The sequence below is a fragment of the Paenibacillus sp. GM1FR genome, from assembly GCF_002803315.1.
In the GTDB taxonomy this organism is placed as follows: Bacteria; Bacillota; Bacilli; order Paenibacillales; family Paenibacillaceae; genus Paenibacillus; species Paenibacillus amylolyticus.
In genome coordinates, this window is the sequence record NZ_MKZL01000026.1 from 12,614 (window position 1) to 37,252 (window position 24,639).

Consider the following 24,639-nt stretch of genomic DNA (forward strand, 5'->3'; position numbering starts at 1 on the left):
CCCCATTGTTGCAGGCGGTGGGGATGTTTTATCATCTTAATGAAAGCGCTTCACATATAAGCGATACCTAAACCTAAATCAGGATGAAAAGAGGGGTAGCATGAAAAAGTGGATGGTCACAGGCATGGCGCTATTGCTGGCGGCAACCTTCATTGCGGGATGCAGCAAGGGAAGCGGGGCGGAATCCGGTGAGAATGGGGGAGACGGCAAGACAAGGTTCTCCATGTCACTGCGAACGCTGGCGTATACGTATGTGGAGAAGTCACCGGACATCAACCAGGATAAATGGGTGAAAAAGCTGGAGGAACTGACCAATAGCGATCTGAAAATCGTGCTCGTGCCTCATAAGGAATATGAGCAGAAAATGGTCCAGATGTTTGCCACCAACGATATTCCTGATGTGGTGCAGGGTGATGGCGGCGTCAACGGCAAGGAGATGGCCGGTTCGGTCGAAGCCGGAGTATTCCAGCCGCTGGATGAGCTGTTGCAGCAGTATGGGCAAGATTTGCTCAAAGCGGTGCCGAAGGAAGCCTGGGACCAGGTCACCCATGACGGCCAGATCTATGCCATCCCCGAATATTTATCCAATCCATCCCGCCGGGCAACCTGGATTCGTAAGGATCTGCTGGACCAAACGGGATTGCCAGTGCCTACCACGGTGGATGAAACACTGGAAGTGCTGCGCGCCTTTAAAAAGCTTGGCGTGGAGAATCCATATATGGGGCGTGAAGATTTCAAATATGCGGACACCTTCTTTGGTGCCTATGATGTGCAGCAGTTCCTGTCCATGATGGAGCAGCAGGGCGACCAGATTGTACCCAAGTTCATGGATAACGAGAATATGCAGCAAGCCCTGACGGTTTATAAAACGATGTACGAGGAAGGGCTAATTAACAAAGAGTTTGCGACCATCAATTCGACGGTATTCAAAAATACGATTCTCTCCGGCAAGGCGGGTATGTGGTCCATGAATGCCAACGAACTGATCCAATGGGAGAAACAGATCAAAGCGTCGGTTCCCGATGCCAAAATCGAAATTATCCCTTCGCCTGTTGGCCCGGACGGTAAAGGTGGTTATTATCTGTACGGTCCGGTGACACGTGCCTACTTTATCAATAAGGATGCGGCTGATCCGGCTTCCATTATTCGTTTTTTTAACTGGATGGTGTCCGATGAAGCGGAGAAGTTTTTCACGTACGGCACGAAAGGAGAAACCTACACAGAGGATAATGGCGTGATTTCGTACACCGCTCCAACGGATTCCGCTGGCGTGGATGAAGAGCGTTACCGTCAGTCTTTCTTATGGTTTGTACAGGACACAACGTACAATAAAGGCTCGTTATCGCTGACAGAAGAAGGCAGGAAACTGATGAATATTTACGATACGATTTTAGCCAAAGAAGGCCGGGATGGCATCAACTTTGATCCACGATTGGAGGCCTTTGTGCAGAATCCCGAGATTGCTCCCAATTCGGATACACCTCCTCAAGTATTGCTCACACACATGATCAAGATGGTTTATGGTAAGGAACCCATCTCCGATTGGCCGAAAGTGGTTGAGGAATGGAAATCCAAAGGTGGCGATCAGGCCATCGAGGAAGCTACGGAGAAATTTAAGAAGGGTGAGGGAGTGTCAGCCCCGCGTCGCTAACTATATAAGTTGAACAATACATTTACACGATCACAGCGATCGGAAGGTTTTTCTGTCATTGGAGTGGCAAGTCAGGTGAATACGGAGGGATACAAGTGAAGGACTTGTTCAAAACGTGGACGAAGCGGGCTGTACTTGTTGCCATATCTTTCATACTCATTACCGGTATCGCCATTTCTGTGCATGAAGTCCGGGCGATGGAAGGCGATATTCCTCATTCTGTTATCCATGCTGCACAGGAAGAAAATATCCCGGAACCCGAGGGGCCCGAACTGGAGATTTACGCGGAAAACTTTGATGATCCCGACAATTTTGGCTCTACGGGCGGAATTGCATTGAAGGCACCATGGCGTCAGGACGGTGCGGGCGGGAGCAAGGCCAAAACGTCTTCTTCAACAACCGCACCATCCCAACCCAACATGGTCAAGATAGATGGAACCGATGCACTCGCGCTGCCACTTGATCTGACCGGATACGGAAACATCCGGCTAAGCTACTACACAAGAGCTTCCTCCTATATAAGCGGAAACGTGATTATTGAATGGTCGAAGGATGGAGGAATTTCTTGGACGACGTTGGAGACGTTCCAACTTCCCCCAGGAACTCCAGACATGAAGAATAAGGAAGGCAATACCTTAAAAAGCTGGACGCTGGGTGCGGAGGCGAACAATAACAGTACAGTGAATATTCGATTTCGGACAGGAGATGTCATGCAGGCCAACATGTATATCGACAATGTTGCCATTTACGGTCAAGCTATTCCCGGTATAACGCCTGCCCCATCCCCAGTGCCACCTGGAGAGGAGAATACTGAATTTACACCACCGCAAGGAGTGACTTTATACGAGGATGTGGAGATTGGCATGGCTGGTGGGCGGGCGATGTATTCATCCATTGCCGTTCCCGAGACAGCGGCAGCTGAACCGATGCCAGTCATGATCTATATTCACGGAGGTGGGTGGAATCACGGGGATCGGAAGCAGGCATTGAACTCCATATGCAATTATGTACTCAAACGTGGTTACATCGGTGTATCTCTGGACTACCGGCTCACGCCTGAGGCGCCTTTCCCTGCTCAGATTCAGGATGTCAAACTTGCTATCCGATATTTGCGGGCCCATGCCACCCAGTACAATCTGGACCCCAGTCGTATCGGCGTCTGGGGATCATCTGCGGGCGGTCACCTGGCCGCATTACTCGGGACCACGGGGGACCTGGTCGCTGGTGATCCCGTCGTGCTTGATACAGGAGTCACGGTAGAGGTACCGGATCTCGAAGGTTCTGGCGGATGGCCTGAGTATTCCGACAAAGTGCAGGCGGTTGCTGACTGGTACGGACCCGCTGATTTTACGACGACATTTGCCAATAATTATAGCTCGGTCACGGCTCTGCTTGGCGGTCATCGCGCATTGGATGTACCGGAACAGGCCAGACTTGCGATGCCGGGCACCTATGCTTCACCGGATGATCCACCGTTCTGGATTCGCCACGGGGATGCTGATGCCACCATTCCATACACGGACAGTGTTACTTTTGCAGAGCAGCTTCAATCTGCGGGTGTGCCGATTGTGGATGTGAAGATTGTACCCGGTCAGGGCCATGGATTTACAGGTACAGCTTCCGAGAATGCCAATGCGGAGGCATGGGCCTTCTTGGATGAACATGTGAAGAACCGGATCGTTACTGAGCCAATTATTTTCAAAAGAAATCCTGCAGACACTTCGTATGGAGATGAAGAAGAGGAAGAAGAACGACCGTTGATGGAGAAGGTCATCGCCAGCAAGCTGCCAAGCGACGATGCGGCGATTGATAGCAGCAAGCCTGATCTGAATCTCAATCAGGCTACAGGTTCCAGCACCGGATTACTAAGCATCTCTTCCACTTCGTCGACCAAGAAATATGTATATCTCAAATTTGATATGACCGGAAATGAGCCGGAAGGAGATCGTTATCGACTACGGATTGCCGCCAAGAAAGGCACTTCAAATACCGATACGGAGTTGTCCCTTTATGGTTTGGATGCCACAGACTGGAGTGAATCATCATTAACCTGGTCGAATGCTCCCGTCCAAAGTCTGAGCGAAGCTTCGTTGCTGGGCACATTCCAGGTCACGGCAGATCGGAATGGAAGTCCAGCAGTCTATGAAGTGGATGTAACCGAGTATGTGAAGGAACGTGCAGATGTTGGGCAAGTGGCATTTCTGCTCGGGGACGCGGGGGCAACAGGTGTCTCTGTAAACGTATATACCAAGGAAGCCAACGGAACGAGTAATCCGCGACCACAGTTATCTGTCATTGCTTTAATTGAAGAGGGAAGTGACACGCAGTCACCCGAATGGGAGCAGGGAGCCGAGCTGGAGATTCGCAATTGGGGAACGGATTTTGCGGAACTGAGATGGCCTGCTGCCAATGACGATACGGCTGTATCTGCCTACCGGATTTATCGGGATGGAGTTCTGCTGAGCGAACAAGGTAAGCAGTCATTCCGGGATAGCGGACTTGCAGCTGGAACATCGTACACCTTTCAAGTGAGGGCGATTGATGAGGCCGGCAACGTCAGCACTGCTTTATCAACCGAAATGACAACCCTTGGCGTTCCGGTATCGTCCCTGCCTGTGGTTACCGTCACGGCAAGTGGCAGCGACGGTAACCTGGCGACCAATACCCTCGACAATAACAGCTATACACGCTGGTCTGTTGCAGGAGAGGGGCAATGGATCACATTTGATCTGGGGCAGGTACAGCCAGTGGGTTATGTTGGGATTGGTTTTTACAAAGGGGATATCCGAAAGACATCTTTTGAGATGGAATCGTCTGTTGACGGTGAGCAGTGGACCCAGATATTTAATGGCGAAAGCAGTGGGGATACAACCGAAATGCAGGCGTTTGATATCCCGGAAACTTCTGCACGTTATGTGCGAATCACCGGACGTGGCAATTCCGATGGAAGTATTTACACAAGTCTGAGCGATGTCCATCTGTATGCCCCTTTTGCAGGGGGAGGGACACCTGTGGCTCTGATTCCATACATCGTGCCCCAACCACCTGAAGGGACGATGCCCTTTATCGCACCAGGTCTGACGGAAACAGATGGCACACCACATGCTGTCCATGCTCCACATGCCGTGACCGGACGTACAATTGATGTACGGGATTATGGAGCAGATCCTGCTGACAACACGAGTGATGACCGCCCTGCTATACAGGCTGCGATGGACGAGGCCAACGTTGGGGATGAAGTGTTTTTGCCTGATGGGGTGTACAATTTGTTATCCGGGCCGGATGGCAGCACCAACCTGATGCTCAAATCCGGAGTGAATCTGAGAGGTGAGAGCCGTGAAGCAACCGTGCTCCAGACATCGCTGGATCAGGTGACGGGAAGTGCCGTTCTGAAAGCATCGGCTCAGCATAGCATACTCGTATCCAACATGACCATCACTTCATCCTGGTCCGGTAGCTACACGACCGATCATCAATCCAATAACCCCTCCGCTGGGGGGCCGGATAGCATAATCCACATCGCCAATTATGGCGAGGTACCATCGTATGACATTACGATTGACGGCGTAATTGTGGAGAAGTTCAAACGAATGGCGATCCGCATTGAGCACAGCCGCGATGTTGTTGTGAAGCATGCAACCTTCCGCAATGCAACAGATCTGGGCCCTGGAGGTTCAGGTTACGGAGTTTCGATTCAGGGAACGGCCAAGACCGATCGGCTCGGATTTGACAATGATACATTATGGAACGTGGTGGAGGACAGTACATTTGAAGGGCCTTATCTCAGACATGGAGCACTGATTCAGTTTGTGGCTCATAATAACGTGTTACGTGGCAATACGTTTAACGGAACAAAGTTGGACGCCATCGACCTTCATGGTGAACTGGAGTATTTGAATGAAATTTCCGGCAATGTCATTACGGACGTATTGACAGGTGCAGGGATTGGGCTTGGCAATACCGGGGGTTCGGCGCCCAGCAACCACAGCAAGTCTGGCAAAGGGAACTACATTCATGACAACACAATTACCAACAGTCGAATCGGTATTTCGGTAACCATGGGTACCCCCGATACCCTAATTGAGGATAATCTCATCGAGAATACCACTATGATTGCAGAGGCAGCAGGGATCAAAGTGTTGAACGGACCGGGCACGGTGATTCGCGGCAATGTAATTCGTAACAATACGGCGAGCGGTTACTGGGGTGTGAGGCTTGAGCGCGACAAAGGTGATGCCGGAGCAGGCAATGTCGGCGAAGGGGACCCTGAGAACGTATGGATTGAACATAACCTTATTGAAGAGAATACAAACGGAATCGGACTCTTTGCCGGAGTAGGCATTCTAATGAAGGACAACATTCTAAACAATGTGAATGAGGACTACTACAAAGCAGCAGGTGTGACCGTTACGGAGCTATAAAGGATCAGAACAAGTAGCCTGGCAGGCGTCTATATAAGTTGAAGCTCAATATTACACCATACTGCAATCGGAGTGATAAGGTGTAACATTTATAGTTCAACTTATGTAGCCTGATGGGCTACTTTTTGTTATGAATCCTTAATTTAAGATTCACTAAAGGTTCTTCCCCTACCATGGTTACATAAGCCTCAGTTGCTTAACAGAAACCCAAGAAGGAGGATTCATCATTTGAATATTTTATTACGAAAAGTTGCAGTAACGGCATTGTCCGTGACGATGGTAACGACATATTTTGGTCTGATTGCAAGTCCGAATGCGGCATATGCTGCAGAGAGTACAGCGACAACCACAAGTGCAGGCGTGACGCAAGCTTATGAATCGTTGTTTCAGACGGATAACGTTATTGATGTGAATGTAACGATTGATGATGCAGACTGGAAGAGCATGCTCGAGAGTCCGCTGGATAAGGATTATAAGAATGTGAGTGTGGAAGTGGACGGCAACAAGCTGGACAATGTCGGTTTTTCCACCAAGGGCAATCTGACCCTGAAAGCTGTAGCCTCAATGGAAGATTCGGACCGTTACAGCTTCAGACTGAAGTTTGATAAATACGACAAAACACAAACCCTGCTCGGACTGGACAAAATGGTGTTGAACAATAACTACGCCGATCCGTCGTATATGCGTGAAGTTCTTCACTATGAAGCACTGCGCAGCATTGGCATGGATGTACCAATGACGAACTATGTTAATTTGTACGTTAACAGCGAGCTGGTTGGTTTCTATACTGGCGTTGAAGCAGTGGATGATAGCTATCTGGAGCGCAACTACGGTGAGGATTACGAAGAAGGCGTCCTCTATGATACGGATGAGAAGAGTTATCTTCAATATGAAGAGGGCAGTGACTACAGTACAATCACCAAAGATTTGGGTACAGATAAAGACAAAGCCAAACTCAAAACCTTTATCCAAACGCTGAACGAGATGCCAGAAGGTGAAAAAGGTGATATTGAAAGTGTACTGGATGTGGATTCAGCGCTTCAATATATTGCAGGCAACATGGTTTTTGGCAACTATGACAGTTATAACGGCGACAAAGGACACAACTACATGCTCTACAGTGATGCCGCTGGCAAGTTCACCGTTGTTCCTTGGGACTTCAATATGTCCTTCAACGGGTATTCTGGTGGAGGCGGACGTGGCACAACAACCGGATCAACCACGACTAACACCAACGCAACGAACGTATCTGTGGACGAGCCGGTACTAGGCATTAACATGGAAAATGTGCCGATGATTAACAACCTGCTTGCTGTGCCAGAGTATAAGGAAAAATATTTGAGCTACGTCAATGAACTGACGGACTACATGGAAGGCATTCAGGATCGTATCACTGGCCTTGCCGATGAGATTCGTCCTTATGTGGAAGCGGATCCAACGAAGTTTTATACGACAGAACAGTTTGAATCCAACATCGCTTATTCTGCAAATGCAGACGCGGCAGGTGGTATGGGCGGTACACCACCAGCAGGATTTGAAGGCATGACCCCACCTGAAGGCATGGAAGGTATGACGCAGCCTGAAGGTTTCGAAGGAATGACACCTTTAGATGGAACAACACCTCCAACTCAGCCGGGTACTGCAACTGGAAACGGTACAACAGATGCAACAACGGGTACAGATAATACGCAGACACGCCCTGGTGGTAACTTTGGCGGTGGGGGCGGAGGCATGGGCTCCATGGCAGCCGGGTCACTGACGACATTTGCACTGAACCGTCTTGCGAGTCTGCAAGAGCAACTTGGACGTGAAGTAACGCCTTTGCCTGAGACTTCGGAAGAGACAGGTTCGAATACCTCATCCGGAACAACCGACAAAACCATTACCGTAACTCTCGATGGTAAATTGATCACATTCCCAGATCAGGACCCACTGCAGCAAAGTGGCCGAGTGATGGTACCTGTGAACGCAATCCTCGAAGCAATGGGTGCAGAAGTGACTTGGGATAAAACGGCGAAGACGGTAACAGCTGTTCTGAATGACCAGACCCTTGTGCTCAAGATCGGAAGCAGCACCGCAACCGTAAATGGAGAGACACTCGAAATTGATGCACCAGCGATCATTCAAAACAGTCGCACACTTGTGCCTGTACGCTTCATCTCAGAAGGACTGGGACTTACCGTGGACTGGGATCAAACCGCTGCACAAGTAAGCCTTACATCCAAATAAGAAAATATTTCCTGCAAATCACCGTTGTTGTATGGAGAATAAGAAAGGGATTCGATGGTCAGATCGAATCCCTTTTTGTTCTGCTTTTCAGGTTAGACGGAGCGAACATCCAGCAAAATCCGGCCTCGTCCATGTCTGGCCTCACTTTTGGCATGCGCTTGATTCGCTTCATTTAAGGAACATTTTTACATGATTACGGATAATTCGTAAAACATTAGGTTTCAACAAGTTATTTTTGTGATAAAAGTCACTGAAATATTATAAATATTGTGAACACTCCTACCGATAAGACTATAGTGATATTCGAAACGGAATCGAAATTGGCTTGAATATCCCCACAATTACATAGGGAAAAGGGTGGCTCACACACATGCGAAGCATGAGCATCGGTACCAAAATCAGTTTGATCGTTATCAGTATATTTATCGTCTTCTCTTCAGCCGTGGCGGTAAGTGTAATCATGGAGATGAAGCAGGGGATCACGACATTTGCTACAGAGAAGGCAAAGCGAGATTTGGAGATGGCGAATAGTATCATTACATATAAGCATCCAGGAGATTGGGCCATTAAGAACGGACAATTATTCAAGGGAGATACCGCGCTGGAAGGCAATTTCGAACTGGTGGATGAGATTGGACAAGCGTCTGGGGACACAGTGACGATCTTCCGAGGTGACGAACGTGTTGCAACAAATGTCATGGTGGACGGAAAGCGTGCTGTCGGCACGAAGGTATCGGACGAGGTCGCCCAGACCGTTTTGCAGCAAGGGGAAAAATACTTCGGTGAAGCCGTGGTTGTGGGTCAGAAATATCAGACGGCCTATGAACCAATCAAGAACGCATCCGGAGAGATTATCGGAATTTTCTATGTTGGCGCTTCTCAATCGTTAATTGATGTGATTATCTTCTCGTTCCTCAAGACATTCCTGATCGTATTCCTGCTTGCAATGTTAGTCGCAATTACCCTGATCCTGCTGTACGTTCGCAGGGTGAGAGTAAGAATCGAACGGGTATCCGTAGCGATTAAACGTGCCGGTACGGGCGATTTCACACAGCCAGTTGTGGACAACGTCCAAGACGAGATTGGCATGCTGGGCATGGGGTACAATGAGATGAGAAGTAATCTCCAGGTCATCATTCAAGGAGGACTTCAAGCTGCGGAGAAAGCAGAGCATTCGACTGGGCTGCTACTGAAGATTGCGGACCAAACGTCCAAAGAATCGGCGCAGATTGCATCCTCCGTTGAACAAGTCGCACAAGGAGCCGAGAGTCAGACAATTAGTACAGAAGAAAATCTGCAGGCCATGGAAGAAGTGGCGATAGCCGTACAACGCATGGCGGACAAGGCCTCCAGCATCTCGGACTCTGCTTTGTATTCACGCAAACAGGCTGAAACCGGAGGTGAAGCGGTGCAACTTACCGTTCAGCAGATGTCTACCATTGAATCTTCCGTTACCACAACGGATGAAGTCATTCGTATGCTGGAAGGGAAGTCGGCACAGATTAGCCAGATGGTTTCCGCCATACATGAGATTGCAAATCAAACGAATCTGCTTGCTCTCAATGCATCCATTGAAGCAGCAAGAGCAGGGGAGCATGGCAGAGGATTTGCCGTCGTATCTACCGAGGTTCGTAAACTGGCTGAACAAGCCGGAGACTCTTCAGATCGTATTGAAGAACTGGTCGAAGCCATGGAACAAGATATGCAGCAATCGCTATCGGCCATGTCGAGAGTGAAGGACGAAGTACAGGAAGGACTGCGCTTGACCCGGGAAACGGAGCAAAACTTCAGCCTGATCCGGGATACAAACCTGCGTATGGCTACAGAGATTGAGGACATGGCTGCGACAAGTGAAGAGATGTCCGCAGGCGTGGAACAGATCGTGGCTTCTGTGCATGAGATCGCTCGTCATGCGCAGACGGCCAGTACCAATTCACAACAGGCTGCCGATTCTGTCCATGAACAGCTCAAGTCGGTAGAGCAGATCAAGGCATCTGCGGCTATTTTGTCTGATGTGTCGACAGAGCTGCAGACCTCACTTAGTCCGTTTAAGATTTAATATCTGTTACAATAGGGAAAAGGAGGGACTTCATATGGCCCCTGATAAAACAAAACTTTTCCCGAATGAGAATATCCGTACGGTATGTTACATTCAAAACCTGCCGCCGCGTTCCAACGTGGACATCGGTGATTATACGTATTATAGCGATAACACAAATCCGCCAGAGCAATTCTATGACCGGATACAGCATCATTATGACTTTATTGGTGATCGCCTGGTCATTGGAAATTTCTGTGCAATTGCGGAAGGTGTGACATTCATTATGAATGGTGCGAATCATCGGATGGAGGGTATGACCACGTATCCGTTCAACATTTTTGGTGGAGGATGGGAGCGTGTGACACCTACACTGGAACAACTTCCATATAAGGGTGACACGGTACTGGGGAACGATGTATGGCTTGGACAAAATGTAACGATCATGCCTGGTATCACGATTGGAGACGGGGCAATCGTTGCCTCCAATTCAACCGTTGTTAAGGACATTGAACCCTATACGATTGTTGGTGGTAATCCAGCCAAGACTGTTAAAAAGCGTTTTGACGAAGAGACGATTGCACTGCTGCTGGAATTGAAGTGGTGGGATCAGGATGAGGAATGGCTGGATACGCATTTGGAACGTCTTGTCTCTACATATGATCTACAGATCTTGCGCGAACTTCTGAACAGCAAATAAGCTGGTTCCTGACAGAGCCGGCTTCCAAGCAAATCAGGCCCTGGACCGTTTTGAGCGGATCAGGGCCTCTTGTTGTCCAAGATGAAATGTAATTTAACGGGTGGGTGGTCGTAGGGTACAATCAGACTTTGTTGATGGGGGATTCAAATGAGTGTGATTTTCTGTATGATCCGAGTTTGTCTGTTTGCCTGAATAAAAGTTAATGATATCATCAACGGTAGTAAACACGACATTTAAATCCATATTATCATTGTGTGTTTGAATAAAAACCTCTTTTCAATAAGTTGTTGCGTTGTTTAATTTAAAGCTTCTTTCATGCTTAAGCCTGCTGTGAATACAGGAACTTTACCTGCAGGTAGTTGAATTTCTTTGCCTGTTTTCCGGCTTCTTCCCGTTCTTGCCTCACGCTTCTGCACTTCAAATTTTCCGAATCCGACCAGTTGAACTTCTTTGCCTTCTTTGAGAGCTTCGAGAATCGAATCCAATACAACGGTTACAGCTTTTTCAGCATTCTTCTTGGAAAAACCGCCAGCCTTGGCTACTTCTGTGATCAATTGTTCTTTATCCATGGGGAATACCTCGCTTTCATTCTTGGGATGTGGAAACTTTGCTGTGACACATATGTGTAAATAAAAAGCTGCCTTATTAATAAGGCAGCTTTCATATAATTAAAGTTTAGTAACGTTCTCAGCTTGTGGTCCACGGTTACCTTGAGTTACTTCAAATTGAACGCGTTGACCTTCGTCCAAAGATTTGTAACCTTCACCTTGAATTGCACTGAAATGAACGAATACATCTGTTCCTTCTTCAGTTTCGATAAAGCCGAATCCTTTATCCGCGTTGAACCATTTCACTGTACCTGTTTGCATGTGATTCCTCCAAAAAATAAGTTTTTAGCCGATCATTATGACGAGTATAATTTAAAATTGACACTCACCTGGTGCATTTAAACCACGAACTTGATGTCCGCTAATGTATCGATTAATATGATAATACCATGTCCGCTAATATAAGTCAAGATTTGGAGGTATTTTCTAATGAATCAGTCATCAGGGGTTTCGGTGCAGCGGGAACCGACAGTAGAGGAATTCATACATATGCTTGCTAAAGAGGGGGAATTGCATCCCAAAACCGTGAAGGAATATGCAAGTGATCTGAAGCACTTTATCGAATGGTACAAGGAAAGCACCATGCTCAGCGAAGAGTTCTCACTGCGAATTGAAGATGTGGATACATCCACTTTAGTCAGTTATCGTGAAGATGCTCACAACGTTATGTTATTGAAACCAGCCACCATTAACCGGAGGTTAATTACGCTGAAGCGTTTTTTCAAATGGGCTGTCTTGGAATCCAGGCTCAGTCATGATCCTTCCAAACCATTAAAATTCATTCCGGAAGACAAAGTAAGTCCACGTCGAATGACATTTGAAGAAGAGCAGGCATTCCTCGCGGCAGTGGAGTATGGTAATTCACTTCGTGATCAGACCATCCTGACCCTTATGTTTCACACAGGCTTGCGAACGATGGAGGTATGTAACCTCAAGCCTCATGATATCGAAATTGGTAGACGAAGCGGTCACCTGACAGTGAGCGCCGATAAACGCAACGTGCAACGTAAGATCCCTTTGAATATGCAGTGTGTTGTCATGTTGAATCAGTACTTATCTGATCTTGCTACCGATCGTGCGTATCTTTTTCCTTCAGAGAAGACAAACGATCGTTTAACGGAGAGAGCATTGCGCCACCTGATTAAAAAAGTAATGATAACAGCAGGGCTGGAAGGACTGAGTTCACACGACCTGCGTCATCGTTTTGGCTACGCCATGGCTGAGCATACGCCACTGCACCGTTTGGCCGAGATAATGGGACACACCAACCCAGATACAACAATGATTTATTTTAAAGCATTAAGTACGAATCATCGTAAAGAACAAGAATGAAGACTGAATTATAGTCAGAATCAAAACACCTCTTATTAGAAGTACTTCGAAATTTTCCGTGTTTGTATTACTTTAACCTACCTTTAGCATTCATATACGATCCTTCACATTTCACTTAGGCACTGCCCAACAGGGTTGCCTTACCTCTAACAAAGAAAGCGATTACATATCCCTGATAATATTGTATATTATGATGGCAACCTTGGAACAGATCAACATGAGCCTTTGCATCTTGCTTCAATTCGGTGAGCCATAAGAAATCAAATGATTCACAATGCTACATATATATTCGTTGATAGGGCTAAGGCCGTCATCAAAAGGGAGGAATCCAAACGTGTACCGGGTACTGCTGGTGGATGATGAAGAAGATGTGCGTGAAGGACTTGTTGTAGAGGTCGATTGGGAAGCGCTCGATCTGCGGATAGTCGGTTTGGCTGAGAATGGGCGGGAAGCATTGGAGATGGCGGAGAGGGTAGAGCCGGACATTGTGGTGACGGATATCAGCATGCCATTCATGAATGGTCTGGAACTTGCACAAAGATTGAGGAAACGTAATCCACTCGTAAAGGTGGTCATTTTGACTGGATATGATGAATTTGATTATGCGAGGCAAGCCATCTCGTTAAGTGTGGACGAATATCTACTGAAGCCGTTCTCGGCAGGACATCTCACCGAACTGCTCACAAGACTGCGCGCTCAGATGGCGGCTGAAGTGGCTGAGCGTGAAGATGTACAGCAGCTGCGTGAGCACTATCATACCAGTTTGCCTTTATTACAGGCAGATCTGATGGCTACCTTGCTCCATCGACAGAAATCCTCAACATATATTCATAGTAAAGCCAAACAATGCGGATTGGATCTGACAGGAGAACGTTATGGGGTGTCCGTATTGACACTGCATATGGATGGAGATGTACAGAAGGAGAAGTCTGAGGGAGTATTCAGCGAGCCCCCACAGCGACATAACAAAACAACATCCGAGGTAGCGGACCAGTCTGAGATATTCGTTCCCGGAGGTTCCTTGCGTCAATCTGAGGATGCTGAACTGAAACGCTTTGCTGCACTTAACATTGCGGCAGAAGTTTGGGCTGAGCATGGGGCTGGTCATGCTTTTATGCATCAGGAGACGATTGTCCTGCTCTATGTGGATCGCTCGGGCGGTACAGATGGAGCGAAGCGGCAACAGAAGGCATTGGATAATGTCATGCGCAGCATCAACCACTACTTGCGTATCCCCGCGACGGTGGGATCTGGCCAGATTGTGGATACACTTGCGGATGTGAATCATGCCTACGAAGATGCCCTGCTGGCACTGGATTATCGGCTTGTGCCCGGGACGGATTCAATTATATACATCGCGGACGTGGAACGACAGACAGCGGGCAAGCTGCGGTTTGACGAGTTGAAGCAGCAGACGCTGACACGTTGTCTGAAGGCTGGTACGCAGGCGGAGCTGGAGGAAGCGCTTGCCATCATTTTCCGGGAAATTACGGTAGAACACGGGCGAAGTGATATTCAGCTCTATCTAATAGAAGTGTTAACAACGGTCTGGAAGGCAGCACAGGCATCAGGAGAAGCGATGGAAGATATCTTCGGTGCAGGGTTCCAGTTGTATGCGGATTTGTTCCGACTGCCGGGACTTACTGAGGCGCAGAAAAAGGTGCGAGAGGTCTGTCTGCTCGTACAACATCGCATTGCCAGCGGACGCCAGCATGTATACAAAGATATTGTCGAGCAGGCATTAGTTTTCACGAAAGAGCATTATGCTGACCCGGACCTTTCCATTCAAAAGGTGTGCGGACATCTGCATATCAGCTCCGGTTATTTTTGTGGCATTTTCAAAAAAGAAGTGCAGCTTACCTTCCTGCAATACTTAATGCAGATCCGAATGGAGGCAGCGCGTGAACTGCTTCGCTCGACAGAGCTAAAATCGTTTCAGATTGCGGAGCAGGTTGGTTTCGCCGAACCGAATTACTTCAGTTTTTGCTTCAAAAAACATATTGGCGTCTCGCCCAAAGAATATCGTAAACAGGCCTCCCAGGCAGCAAGTGAAGGGTCGATTCGATGAAGTTCCTGTCCAGCTGGGTGAAGTACTTGGGACTTCAATTGCGTTCTCGTCTGCGTTCCTCCAGGGTCAGCAGTATTCGGTTTATTATTACGTGGTCCTTCTCCGTCTTCATCGTCTTAGTGCTGACCATCATGGCGATGCTTCTGCATGACAAGTTCACGCAGGCTGCCGAGCGAAGTGCGGAACTGACGACAAGACAGATTGTGGATCAGGTCAGTTATAACCTGGAGGATTACGTCCGCAGTATGTCGCATCTGTACCGTGCCATTGAGGAACACATGCTGCGTGACGGGACATGGGAAGGGGAACAGGTAGACAAACAGCTCGACACACTGCTCAGCAGTCGTGAGGATATCATCTCGATAACTCTGCTTGATTCCAAGGGGCAATTGCTGAAGAACAGACCTACAGCCGAATTGAAAACCAGTGCTCATGTGACACAGCAAGGGTGGTTTCAGTCTGCGCTCCGCGTACCAGATCACCTGAGTTTCTCGTTACCTCATATTCAGAACATGTACACAGGCCCATATAAATGGGTCGTTTCCATGAGCAAAGGTATAACGATACGCCAAAATGGTCAGGATCGGCAGGTCATCCTGCTGGTCGATATCAACTTCAAACAGATGGATGAACTGAGCCGCCGGGTCAGTCTGGGGCAACGGGGATACGTCTATATTATCGATGAAAGTGCGGGTAATATCGTGTACCATCCGCAGCAGCAATTGATGTATATGGGTCTCAAAAGCGAGAATATCGAACAGGCTTTGGTGGCTTCCGGCAGTTATGAAGATGAGGCAGATGGGCAGAAAAGGCTGAATACCGTGAAGTCCGTTGCCAATATCGGGTGGAAAATCGTTGGTGTCGCGTATCTGGATGAGATTATGACTACCCGTCAGGAAGTGAACGGATATCTCATTCGTGTACTGGTGGTAGTGCTGGTGCTGGTCATTCTCGTCTCGCTGTTCTTATCCTCCAGTCTGACTCGCCCGATTCGGCGAATGGAACGCAAGATGAAGGCCGTGGAGCGTGGGGATTTCAACGTGGAATTGCCTATTGAAGGGCCGCTGGAGGTGGAACGACTATCCCGTCGCTTCAACCTGATGGTCAATAAAATCCGAACCTTGATGGATGAGATTATCCATGAACAGGAGCAGAAGCGGCGTCTGGAGCTGGAAGCCTTGCAGGCCCAGATCAATCCACATTTTCTATATAATACTCTGAATTCGGTAGTGCGCATGGTTGGCATGAGCCGCAATGAGGAAGTGATTACGATGATCACGTCTCTCTCTCGCCTTTTCCGCATCAGTCTCAGTCAAGGCAAAACGATAATCACAATCAGGGAAGAGCTGGAGCATGCGCAGCATTATTTGACGATTCAGCAGATGAGGTTCAAGCGCAAATTCAACTTTAGCATCAAGGCAGATGAGACGCTTCTGGATTGCCTGACATTAAAGCTGGTGCTGCAACCCCTGATTGAGAATGCCATTGTTCATGGCATCGAGTACCATATGGACGAGGGATGTATTGAGATCGATGTCTATCGTGAGGACAACAAGTTGGTGTTTCGCATTACAGATAATGGGGTCGGCATGACGGAAGCACAGATGTCAGGGTTATTAAGTGGCAGTCCTGTTGTTAAAAGCGGTGCAGGATCAGGCGTAGCGGTACGCAACGTACATGATCGAATTCGGCTTTATTACGGGGAGGCATATGGCCTTGAATTTGCAAGTGAGTTGGAAGAAGGCACCACGGTCTGGATGCGGATTCCTGTTCAATCGCAGCAGAAGGAGGGCGAGCCTAATGACAGACAACCAAGTGAATAGGAACAATGCCCATAGAGGTAAAGGATTGAATATCCGTACGTTTTTGAAAAAGGTTGCTGCGAGCTTTCCTGGAATCCGGAAACGTCGGTTAGTAACCCTGACAGCTGCAAGCTGCTGTCTGTTCATATGTAGTGCCTGTGGCTTATCGAGTCCCGATGCTACGGCAGTAACGCCACGTATCGCGCTCATTACGCCAGCTGGGACAGGGGAACTTGCGGAAGCTATCCGGCTTGGCGCCGAAGCGGCTGCCAAAGAGAACGGAGCCGAACTGATTACTGTGGAAGCATACCCTTCCGATGGTGATGTGTACACGCCTGCCATTCTGGACTCTGCTGGAAGTCAGATACAGGTGAAGCAGGCCAATGCGGACCGTGGAACGTTGTCTCGCAGTGTGCGAGAACAGGCTCAAGTGGGGGCCGCCGCATCGGCTCTGAAGCAGGGGGCATCAGCTCTATTGGTTGATCCCCTAAGTGAGAAAGCACTTAGTGACATCATTCAGGAGGCCCAGACAACAAATTCCGATGGAACCATTGTTCCTGTCATTGTGCTTAACGATGAATTTCCCGTGAAAGGCATCACCAGTTTCATCTCGATGGATAATGTTGAGGCGGGAAGACAGGCCGGCCAGGCTATGGCGGAGCTTTTGGAAGGGAAAGGACATGTAGCTTTATTAGGCCCCGATCCTCTTAATTCGGGTCTTATTCAGAGAGAGCAGGGGGTTATGGAAGCCTTGGTACAGTATCCTAATATTCAAGTGGAACCCAAATCGATATGTAATACACGGGATGGATGTTGGCAGACTGCAAAGCAATTGCTGGACCAGCAGGAGGTGGATGGCTTCATTTCTCTTCAAGAACCGGCTTCTCTGGGAGCAGCCGATGAATTGAATCGACGCAAATCTGCGGACAAGGTAAGGATTGTTGGATTCGGCAGTGAACAACAACAACTGGAGCAATTGCAAGAAGGGGTCTTTGATCATCTCATCGTCCAGAATGGATACAGTGCAGGTTATCTGGGATTGAATCAAGCCGTTGCGCGGCTGAACAATCAACAGGTGCAAGCGAGAGTGTTACTTGAGACCAAGCTGGTTAGTACAGACAATATGTTCTGGATGGATAACCAGAAGCTGTTGTTTCCTTTTGTACAATGAACCAATGCTGGAACGAATGCTGAACGAAGAAATGAAGGTGTTTGTTAACTTGAGGAAGATTTCGATAGAACAGGTGAAGATATTGTATTCGAATTCAATGTAAACCCTTTCATAATAAAGACATCGGTGAAGCCGAATGAACTTGGGGGAGGTCATTAGGATATGAAGAAAACATGGATGACACTGTTGATTACGGCATGTATGGTTGTGGCGGCGGGGTGTAGCAGCGGCGGAGACAGTGCAGGTGGAAGTACGGGAACAGATACAGGAGGCCAGACAGCAGCCGGTACGGAAACGCCCAAGATTGGTGTTGCCATCTACAAATTTGATGATACATTCATGACGGGTGTACGTAATGCCATGACCGCAGCAGCGGAAGGCGTTGCGACTCTGGATATCGTGGATAGCCAGAATGCACAGCCGACCCAGAATGAGAAAGTCGATCTGTTTGTGTCCAAGAAATACAATGCAATGGCCGTGAACCCGGTGGACCGGACGGCGGCAGGTGTCATCATTGACAAGGCTAAGGCAGCGAACATTCCAGTGGTATTCCTCAACCGTGAGCCAGTGGCTGAAGATATGAACAAATGGGATAAAGTGTACTACGTAGGAGCAAAAGCGGAGGAGTCCGGTACGATCTCCGGTCAGCTGATTGTGGATTACTGGAAAGCACATCCGGAAGCGGACAAAAACGGCGATGGCAAACTGCAATACGTCATGCTGAAAGGGGAACCGGGTCACCAGGATGCAGAGCTTCGAACCAAATATTCGGTTCAGGCGATCCAGGATGCCGGTATCGAAGTGGAAGCACTGGCGGAAGACACGGCGATGTGGGACCGGGTGAAAGGTCAGGAGAAAATGCAGGCGTTCCTGGCTTCCCATGGTGACAAGATTGAAGCTGTTCTCGCGAACAATGATGACATGGCCTTGGGAGCCATTGAGGCATTGAAAGCAGCCGGATACTTCAAAGATGGCAAATCCATGCCGGTGGTAGGTGTGGATGCAACAGCTCCAGCCATTCAGGCTCTACAGGATGGCACAATGCTGGGCACGGTGCTTAATGATGCCAAGAATCAGGGTGCAGCCACGGTGGCACTGGCTTCCGTACTTGCCAAAGGTGAGACACCAACAAAGGAAAATACCAAATACGACATTACAGATGGTAAATACGTCTGGATTGCATACAAGAAGATTACAAAAGACAACATCGCCGACGCCCAATAACAGCACGAGACAGGGACGTCCGACATTCGGGTAGCGTCCCTTTTTTGCCGGTCATATGGAAGGGAGGAACCAAGATGGAGTCACCTTACCTGCTGGAGATGAATGGAGTTTCCAAAGCATTTCCGGGTGTGCAGGCACTAAGTCAGGTCACATTGAAAGTGAAACCGGGGACGGTTCACGCCTTGATGGGAGAGAATGGAGCGGGGAAATCCACACTTATGAAATGTCTGTTCGGCATGTATCACCCGGATGAAGGAACGATACGTATCGAAGGAAAGGATGTGGATATTCCGAATTCCAAAGCGGCACTTCAGCAAGGCATATCCATGATTCATCAGGAGCTGAATCCGGTCCCGCATCGTCCGGTGATGGAGAATATATGGCTGGGTCGTTTTCCGATGAGGGGAATACTGGTGGACGAGAAACGGATGTATACCGATACGCTGGCCCTGTTCAAGGACTTGAACCTGGATATTGATCCGAAGGCTCAGGCGGGAACACTGTCTGTCTCCAAGATTCAATCCATGGAAATCGCCAAGGCGGTCTCTTTTCAATCCAAAGTCATCGTCATGGATGAGCCAACTTCTTCCCTGACAGGCAAGGAAGTGGATCAGCTATTTGCCATTATTAATGAACTGCGCAGTCGCGGGGTATCCATTATCTATATTTCACACAAGATGGAGGAGATCCTGACGATCTCGGATGAAGTGACAATCATGCGTGATGGCTTCGTTGTCGGGACATGGGATGCTGTGGATCTAACGACAGATCTGATCATTACGCGTATGGTTGGCCGTGATCTGGACGAACGTTTCCCGGAACGGACGAACGTACCCGGTGAAGTGATATTAAAAGCCGAGGGTCTGACATCAAACCAGTCCAAATCGTTCTGTGATGTATCCTTTGAGCTGCGAAAAGGTGAAGTGCTCGGCATTGGCGGCTTGGTTGGAGCACAGCGGACAGAACTGATTGAGTCCTTGTTCGGACTGCGCGGACTCGCTTCAGGTACGATTTCGATTCATGGGCGCAAGGTGAAGATTAACTCCCCTGCAGCAGCGAAGCGTCACAACATTGCCCTGTTGACCGAGGAACGAAGAGCCACGGGAATCTTCCCGGTGTTGTCAGTGTATGAGAACACGATCATCGCGAGTCTGGGACGCTACCGAAATCGCGTGGGCTTGCTGGACGAGAAAAAAGGCCGCGAAGAGGCACGTGAGCAGACGCAGAAGTTCAGAACCAAAACGCCTTCAGTTAACACGCTGATTCGAAACCTGTCTGGCGGTAATCAGCAGAAAGTTCTGCTGGCCCGTTGGTTATTGACCGACCCGGAGATACTGCTGCTGGATGAACCGACCCGTGGAATCGATGTTGGGGCCAAGTTTGAGATTTACACCATTATTACGGAACTGGCTCGTCAGGGCAAAAGCATTATCATGATTAGCTCGGAGATGCCCGAACTGCTGGGCATGTCGGATCGCATTATGGTGATGAGCGAAGGGCGTCTCACCGGAATCGTGGACGGAGCCGAGGCAACAGAGCAGGATATTATGAGGCTGGCCGCGCAGCGGATGGCTTAGTCAGGAGGGAAACAGATGAACACACAGATGATCAATCAAGTGAAACAATATGTAACACAACGCGCCATCTTTATCGTATTGATCCTGCTCATTATTGGTATTGCGATTGCCGATCCGAATTTTCTGGCCTTCTCCACACTGCGGGACATCTTACAGCAGTCCTCCACACGGGCCATTATTGCGCTCGGTGCAGCCTTTATCCTTGTCACGGGTGGGGTCGATCTGTCCGCTGGACGGGTGGTTGGTCTGACGGCGGTTGTATCGGCATCGATGCTGCAAATTGACGAGTATGCAAATCGCTTCTTCCCCGATCTGCCCCACTTATGGGTCGGTATACCGATCCTTGTCGGGATTACCGCAGGTCTATTCGTGGGATTAGTGAATGGACTCATTGTCGCCAAATTACATGTGCCTCCTTTTATCGCAACGCTGGGTACGATGGTTGCCGTGTACGGACTGAACTCCATTTATTTTGATACGGAACCCAATCAGTCACAGCCGATCGGAGGATTGCGACCCGATTTTACCGTCATTGGCTCTGGATACATTGATCTGGGCGGAGGTTATTCCATCCCGTATATTGTCCTCATTGCTATTGCGGTGGCATTAATCTGCTGGGTAATCTTTAACAAAACACGTCTCGGCAAAAACATGTACGCGATCGGTGGCAACATTCAGGCGGCGCATGTATCCGGGATTCATGTGGCTCGCAACCTGGTTGCGCTGTATGCCATTGCGGGTGCACTGTATGGTCTGGGTGGTGTACTTGAGGCAGCACGCACAGGTGGAGCAACAAACAATTACGGTAACATGTATGAGCTGGATGCGATTGCCGCATGTGTAGTAGGCGGTGTATCAACGGCAGGAGGTATTGGAACGGTACCCGGGGTTATGGCGGGTGTGCTGATCTTCGGGGTCATCAACTATGGTCTAACGTTTATCGGTGTAAGTCCATACTGGCAGTTGATTATCAAAGGATTGATCATTGTTGCTGCGGTGGCTTTTGATATCCGTAAGTATATGGCGAAAAAATAAGATGAGCCTCAAGAGGTTACACCAGTCACTCCGATGACAGAATAACCTTCTGATCGCTGTTATCCCCAGATTTTTTGATTCCCTTCTAAAGAAGTGAAAATCCGGGGATAAAGGCGAACGCTCCGCTTCTTCAGGTTATTTCTGTCCTCTACGTTATCGTGTAAACAATTTGTTCATCTTATATGGAAAAGCAGCAAAGAAGCCAGCCCTCGGGATATAGAGAGCTGGCTTTAAGCGTTATGCATTTACAAACCAATCTACGACAGTAATTATAGGGCCAATGATGCAAAACACTAGCATAAATGCAGCGATGTTACAGGCAACACTTGTGCCATAATGTGAACGATTTTTTTTGGCTATCCAGATGGTAGGGATCCAGAAGATTGCTGTGGCTACAAAGGGGATATGAAGTCCTTGATCTCCGTTACTATAAATAGGCAAGTTTAATAGTTCGAATAGTCGATAACCTAACCTGAAATTTTCTTCTCCCCACCCGTAGTTAAAAGCGAATCCCATAGCCAGTATGAGCAGAGATAGAGTACCCAGACCGAAAGGTTTTCGTTGTGTTGTCATGTGATATCCTCCATAAGAAAGTATTTATCCTAAATTAATCCATTATTGTATTGTACCACAATAATGATTTATGCGAAGAGGAATTGTTTCACTTTTGTTGATTACAATTACATCATATGTCCTATTGCCTTCATAATTTATACATTCGTGCGAATTTGGCGAGCCTCCACTAATCGACAACATCAGCTAATCATAATCGATATAATACATGTACATAAGTTATTTGATGTGAGTTTTATGTCAAAGGGGGCGAGGCTGTTTGCTTAGTTACACGATGAAAATGGTGATATTCCCGCTAGGTTGTCTGCTTGTCATTCTGTCCTCTTATGTTCTCAGGCTTACCCCTAATATGGCAATAATGTCACTTTCGGCGACATTATTGGTAGCAAGTATTTATGGGGAGAGACGATATCCTGTGCTGCGAAAATTTCAGTGGATTTTTCTAGGGATATTCCACTATTTCAGTGAACTGAACTGGTGCAACATGCTGTATTATATGCTCATTATTTCAATGATCCAGGACAAACCAAGGTTGGCGCAGACCTTGCCGATTTCGTTGCTGCTTATGTTGCAATATACGTTGATTCGGCTTTCGTATGTGCCTGTAGATACATATGCTTTGCTGGTTTCGTTATTTGACCTGTTAACCTCGGTTGTTATCATTTTTTTGTATCATACCTTAATCAACAGTGAGGTCGAGAAGCGCAGGCTTCGGGAAAAAAATCGGTTCCTGACCCTGCATGATCCGCTTACCGGACTGTTGAATTACGAAGGTTACATGGAGGTGTTACATAAGACAGTAGAAGAGCAACGGTCTTTTTTGCTTGTCCTTTTGAACGTCAATAACTTTAGCGGCTTTAAAAAAGAGTCAGAAGATCCTTGGTGTACGGTAATCACAGGTACAGGCCAGATGATCAGCAATCATTTCACCGAGGCCTATGGCATATCCCGGTATGCAGGAGACCGATTTGCGGTCGTTTTGCCAGAGATACAGGATGTGGAAGAACGCATGTTGTCACTACTATCCGTGCAGCTTCAAGGACTCCAGGTAAGCTACAGCATCTCCCTGTACCCGGAAATGTCGGATTCGTTGCAGCACTTTATGACGGTAGCCGAGGATAGGCTACTTCAACAACAGCGCAGCAAATGGCTGAAAAATGAAGAAGAAGTATTTCGTTCCGAGAGACTAAGGGCTGTAGGTGAACTGGCCGCGGGTATGGCTCACGAAATTCGGAACCCGCTTACCGCAATTCGGGGATTCCTGCAGCTGTCCCGTGGACAAGCCTTTAATATCGCGCCATGGTATGAAGTGATTATGGGTGAGGTGACAAGAGTAACCGATCTGACGGCTGAATTTTTGCAGTTTTCCAAACCACATGCCAATCACATGAAGCCTGAACATTTGGGTCACTGCCTTGAACGAGTGATGTCTTTGACCGAGTCAGATGCGGCATCCCGAGGGCATCAAATTACGCTTGAAATGACTAATGAGCCAGTTGTGATCATCATGGATCGAGATAAAATTGTGCAGGTATTGATCAATCTGATTCGTAACGCTTTTGAAGCAATGACAGACCCTGGTGAGGTCCATATGGATTTGTTGCAGGACGGAGACGCAGTGCTCATTTCAATTACAGATACAGGAAGCGGCATTCCGGAAAATTCGCTATCCACCATCTTTAATCCATTTTATACAACCAAAGAAGAAGGTACGGGACTTGGACTTGCGCTCTGCCAGAAAATCGTTCAGGATCACAATGGTAAAATTACCGTCCATAGCGAAATGGGGGTTGGCTCCACTTTCACGCTTCATCTGCCAATGGAGACGTAAATCATATAACTTACCCAGAGATAGCAATTAAATAGTCATTAGACAAAAACATAAAAACGCCGCATGGGTCCTGAAGAACCCCGTGCGGCGTTTAATATTTCGATTAATAAAGTTAATGTGTGGAGACCACATCGGTTCCGATCATTTTAGCTATATAAGAGTGTGACTTCAAATTCAAGTAAGCGATATGATGATGGAGGTCAGCGTATAAAAGTCTGAAGCTCAAGCCGGTTGATCCTGGCGAATGGGTAGTCGATTTTCTAAGGAACATAGGACGTCTTATTTGGCCTTCAGGTCCTTACTTTAATTTGTAAGAAACTTCAGACGCGTTATTTCCCAACATCCCATGAAAAAACGCTGAAAATGGCTGTTTATTTGG

At 48.0% G+C, this 24,639-nt stretch carries 16 protein-coding genes; 13 read left to right on the forward strand and 3 right to left on the reverse strand.

The window, feature by feature from the left end; translation table 11 throughout:
- Positions 1-100: 100 nt before the first annotated feature.
- From PAEAM_RS19025 to PAEAM_RS19045, 5 genes are all read left to right on the forward strand, one after another.
- Entirely contained in the window at positions 101-1,651 is a 1,551-nt protein-coding gene (locus PAEAM_RS19025) for an extracellular solute-binding protein (RefSeq protein WP_100528587.1), read from the forward strand.
- A gap of 95 nt (positions 1,652-1,746) precedes the next feature.
- Positions 1,747-6,072: an alpha/beta hydrolase fold domain-containing protein gene (locus PAEAM_RS19030; RefSeq protein WP_100528588.1), complete on the forward strand. Its 4,326-nt coding sequence runs from the start codon at positions 1,747-1,749 to the stop codon at positions 6,070-6,072.
- 228 nt (positions 6,073-6,300) lie between these two features.
- Entirely contained in the window at positions 6,301-8,301 is a 2,001-nt protein-coding gene (locus PAEAM_RS19035; protein ID WP_100528589.1) for a CotH kinase family protein, read from the forward strand.
- 370 nt (positions 8,302-8,671) lie between these two features.
- A complete protein-coding gene (locus PAEAM_RS19040) occupies positions 8,672-10,360 on the forward strand; it encodes a methyl-accepting chemotaxis protein (protein ID WP_100528590.1) in 1,689 nt (562 codons plus the stop codon).
- 34 nt (positions 10,361-10,394) lie between these two features.
- Positions 10,395-11,039 (forward strand): Vat family streptogramin A O-acetyltransferase, encoded by a 645-nt coding sequence (locus PAEAM_RS19045; RefSeq protein ID WP_017690335.1) that lies wholly within the window; start codon positions 10,395-10,397, stop codon positions 11,037-11,039.
- Positions 11,040-11,335: 296 nt separating this feature from the next.
- On the opposite strand, the gene PAEAM_RS19050 is transcribed toward PAEAM_RS19045, so the two are convergent.
- Together PAEAM_RS19050 and PAEAM_RS19055 are read right to left on the reverse strand one after the other, a co-directional pair.
- Positions 11,336-11,608, reverse strand: a complete 273-nt coding sequence (locus PAEAM_RS19050) for an HU family DNA-binding protein (protein WP_036606368.1) — start codon at positions 11,606-11,608, stop codon at positions 11,336-11,338.
- 99 nt (positions 11,609-11,707) lie between these two features.
- Positions 11,708-11,908, reverse strand: coding sequence for a cold-shock protein (locus PAEAM_RS19055; RefSeq protein ID WP_017690333.1), 201 nt, complete (start codon positions 11,906-11,908; stop codon positions 11,708-11,710).
- A 168-nt stretch (positions 11,909-12,076) separates the two neighbouring features.
- Between PAEAM_RS19055 and PAEAM_RS19060 the strand changes: the two genes are divergently transcribed.
- From PAEAM_RS19060 to mglC, 7 genes are all read left to right on the forward strand, one after another.
- Positions 12,077-12,979 (forward strand): tyrosine-type recombinase/integrase, encoded by a 903-nt coding sequence (locus tag PAEAM_RS19060; RefSeq protein WP_100528591.1) that lies wholly within the window; start codon positions 12,077-12,079, stop codon positions 12,977-12,979.
- Between the two features lie 334 nt (positions 12,980-13,313).
- A complete protein-coding gene (locus tag PAEAM_RS19065) occupies positions 13,314-15,047 on the forward strand; it encodes a response regulator transcription factor (protein ID WP_100528592.1) in 1,734 nt (577 codons plus the stop codon).
- On the forward strand, positions 15,044-16,870 hold the full coding sequence (locus PAEAM_RS19070; RefSeq protein WP_100528593.1) for a cache domain-containing sensor histidine kinase: 1,827 nt from the start codon (positions 15,044-15,046) through the stop codon (positions 16,868-16,870). Before PAEAM_RS19065 ends, PAEAM_RS19070 begins: the two co-directional genes overlap by 4 nt.
- Complete coding sequence (locus tag PAEAM_RS19075) at positions 16,848-18,020, forward strand: substrate-binding domain-containing protein (RefSeq protein WP_165789968.1); 1,173 nt, start codon at positions 16,848-16,850, stop codon at positions 18,018-18,020. Before PAEAM_RS19070 ends, PAEAM_RS19075 begins: the two co-directional genes overlap by 23 nt.
- Before the next feature lie 162 nt (positions 18,021-18,182).
- Positions 18,183-19,244, forward strand: a complete 1,062-nt coding sequence (locus PAEAM_RS19080) for a galactose ABC transporter substrate-binding protein (RefSeq protein WP_036606548.1) — start codon at positions 18,183-18,185, stop codon at positions 19,242-19,244.
- A 74-nt stretch (positions 19,245-19,318) separates the two neighbouring features.
- The gene (locus PAEAM_RS19085; RefSeq protein WP_100528595.1) at positions 19,319-20,821 is read left to right on the forward strand and encodes a sugar ABC transporter ATP-binding protein; all 1,503 of its coding nucleotides are present in this window, start codon (positions 19,319-19,321) and stop codon (positions 20,819-20,821) included.
- A 15-nt stretch (positions 20,822-20,836) separates the two neighbouring features.
- Complete coding sequence (gene mglC / locus PAEAM_RS19090; RefSeq protein WP_100528596.1) at positions 20,837-21,856, forward strand: galactose/methyl galactoside ABC transporter permease MglC; 1,020 nt, start codon at positions 20,837-20,839, stop codon at positions 21,854-21,856.
- Between the two features lie 237 nt (positions 21,857-22,093).
- Here the strand turns inward: mglC and PAEAM_RS19095 are convergent, their stop codons facing one another.
- Positions 22,094-22,429: a hypothetical protein gene (locus tag PAEAM_RS19095; RefSeq protein ID WP_100528597.1), complete on the reverse strand. Its 336-nt coding sequence runs from the start codon at positions 22,427-22,429 to the stop codon at positions 22,094-22,096.
- A gap of 274 nt (positions 22,430-22,703) precedes the next feature.
- Between PAEAM_RS19095 and PAEAM_RS19100 the strand changes: the two genes are divergently transcribed.
- Positions 22,704-24,260, forward strand: coding sequence for an ATP-binding protein (locus PAEAM_RS19100; protein ID WP_243391404.1), 1,557 nt, complete (start codon positions 22,704-22,706; stop codon positions 24,258-24,260).
- The last annotated feature ends 379 nt before the right edge of the window (positions 24,261-24,639 follow it).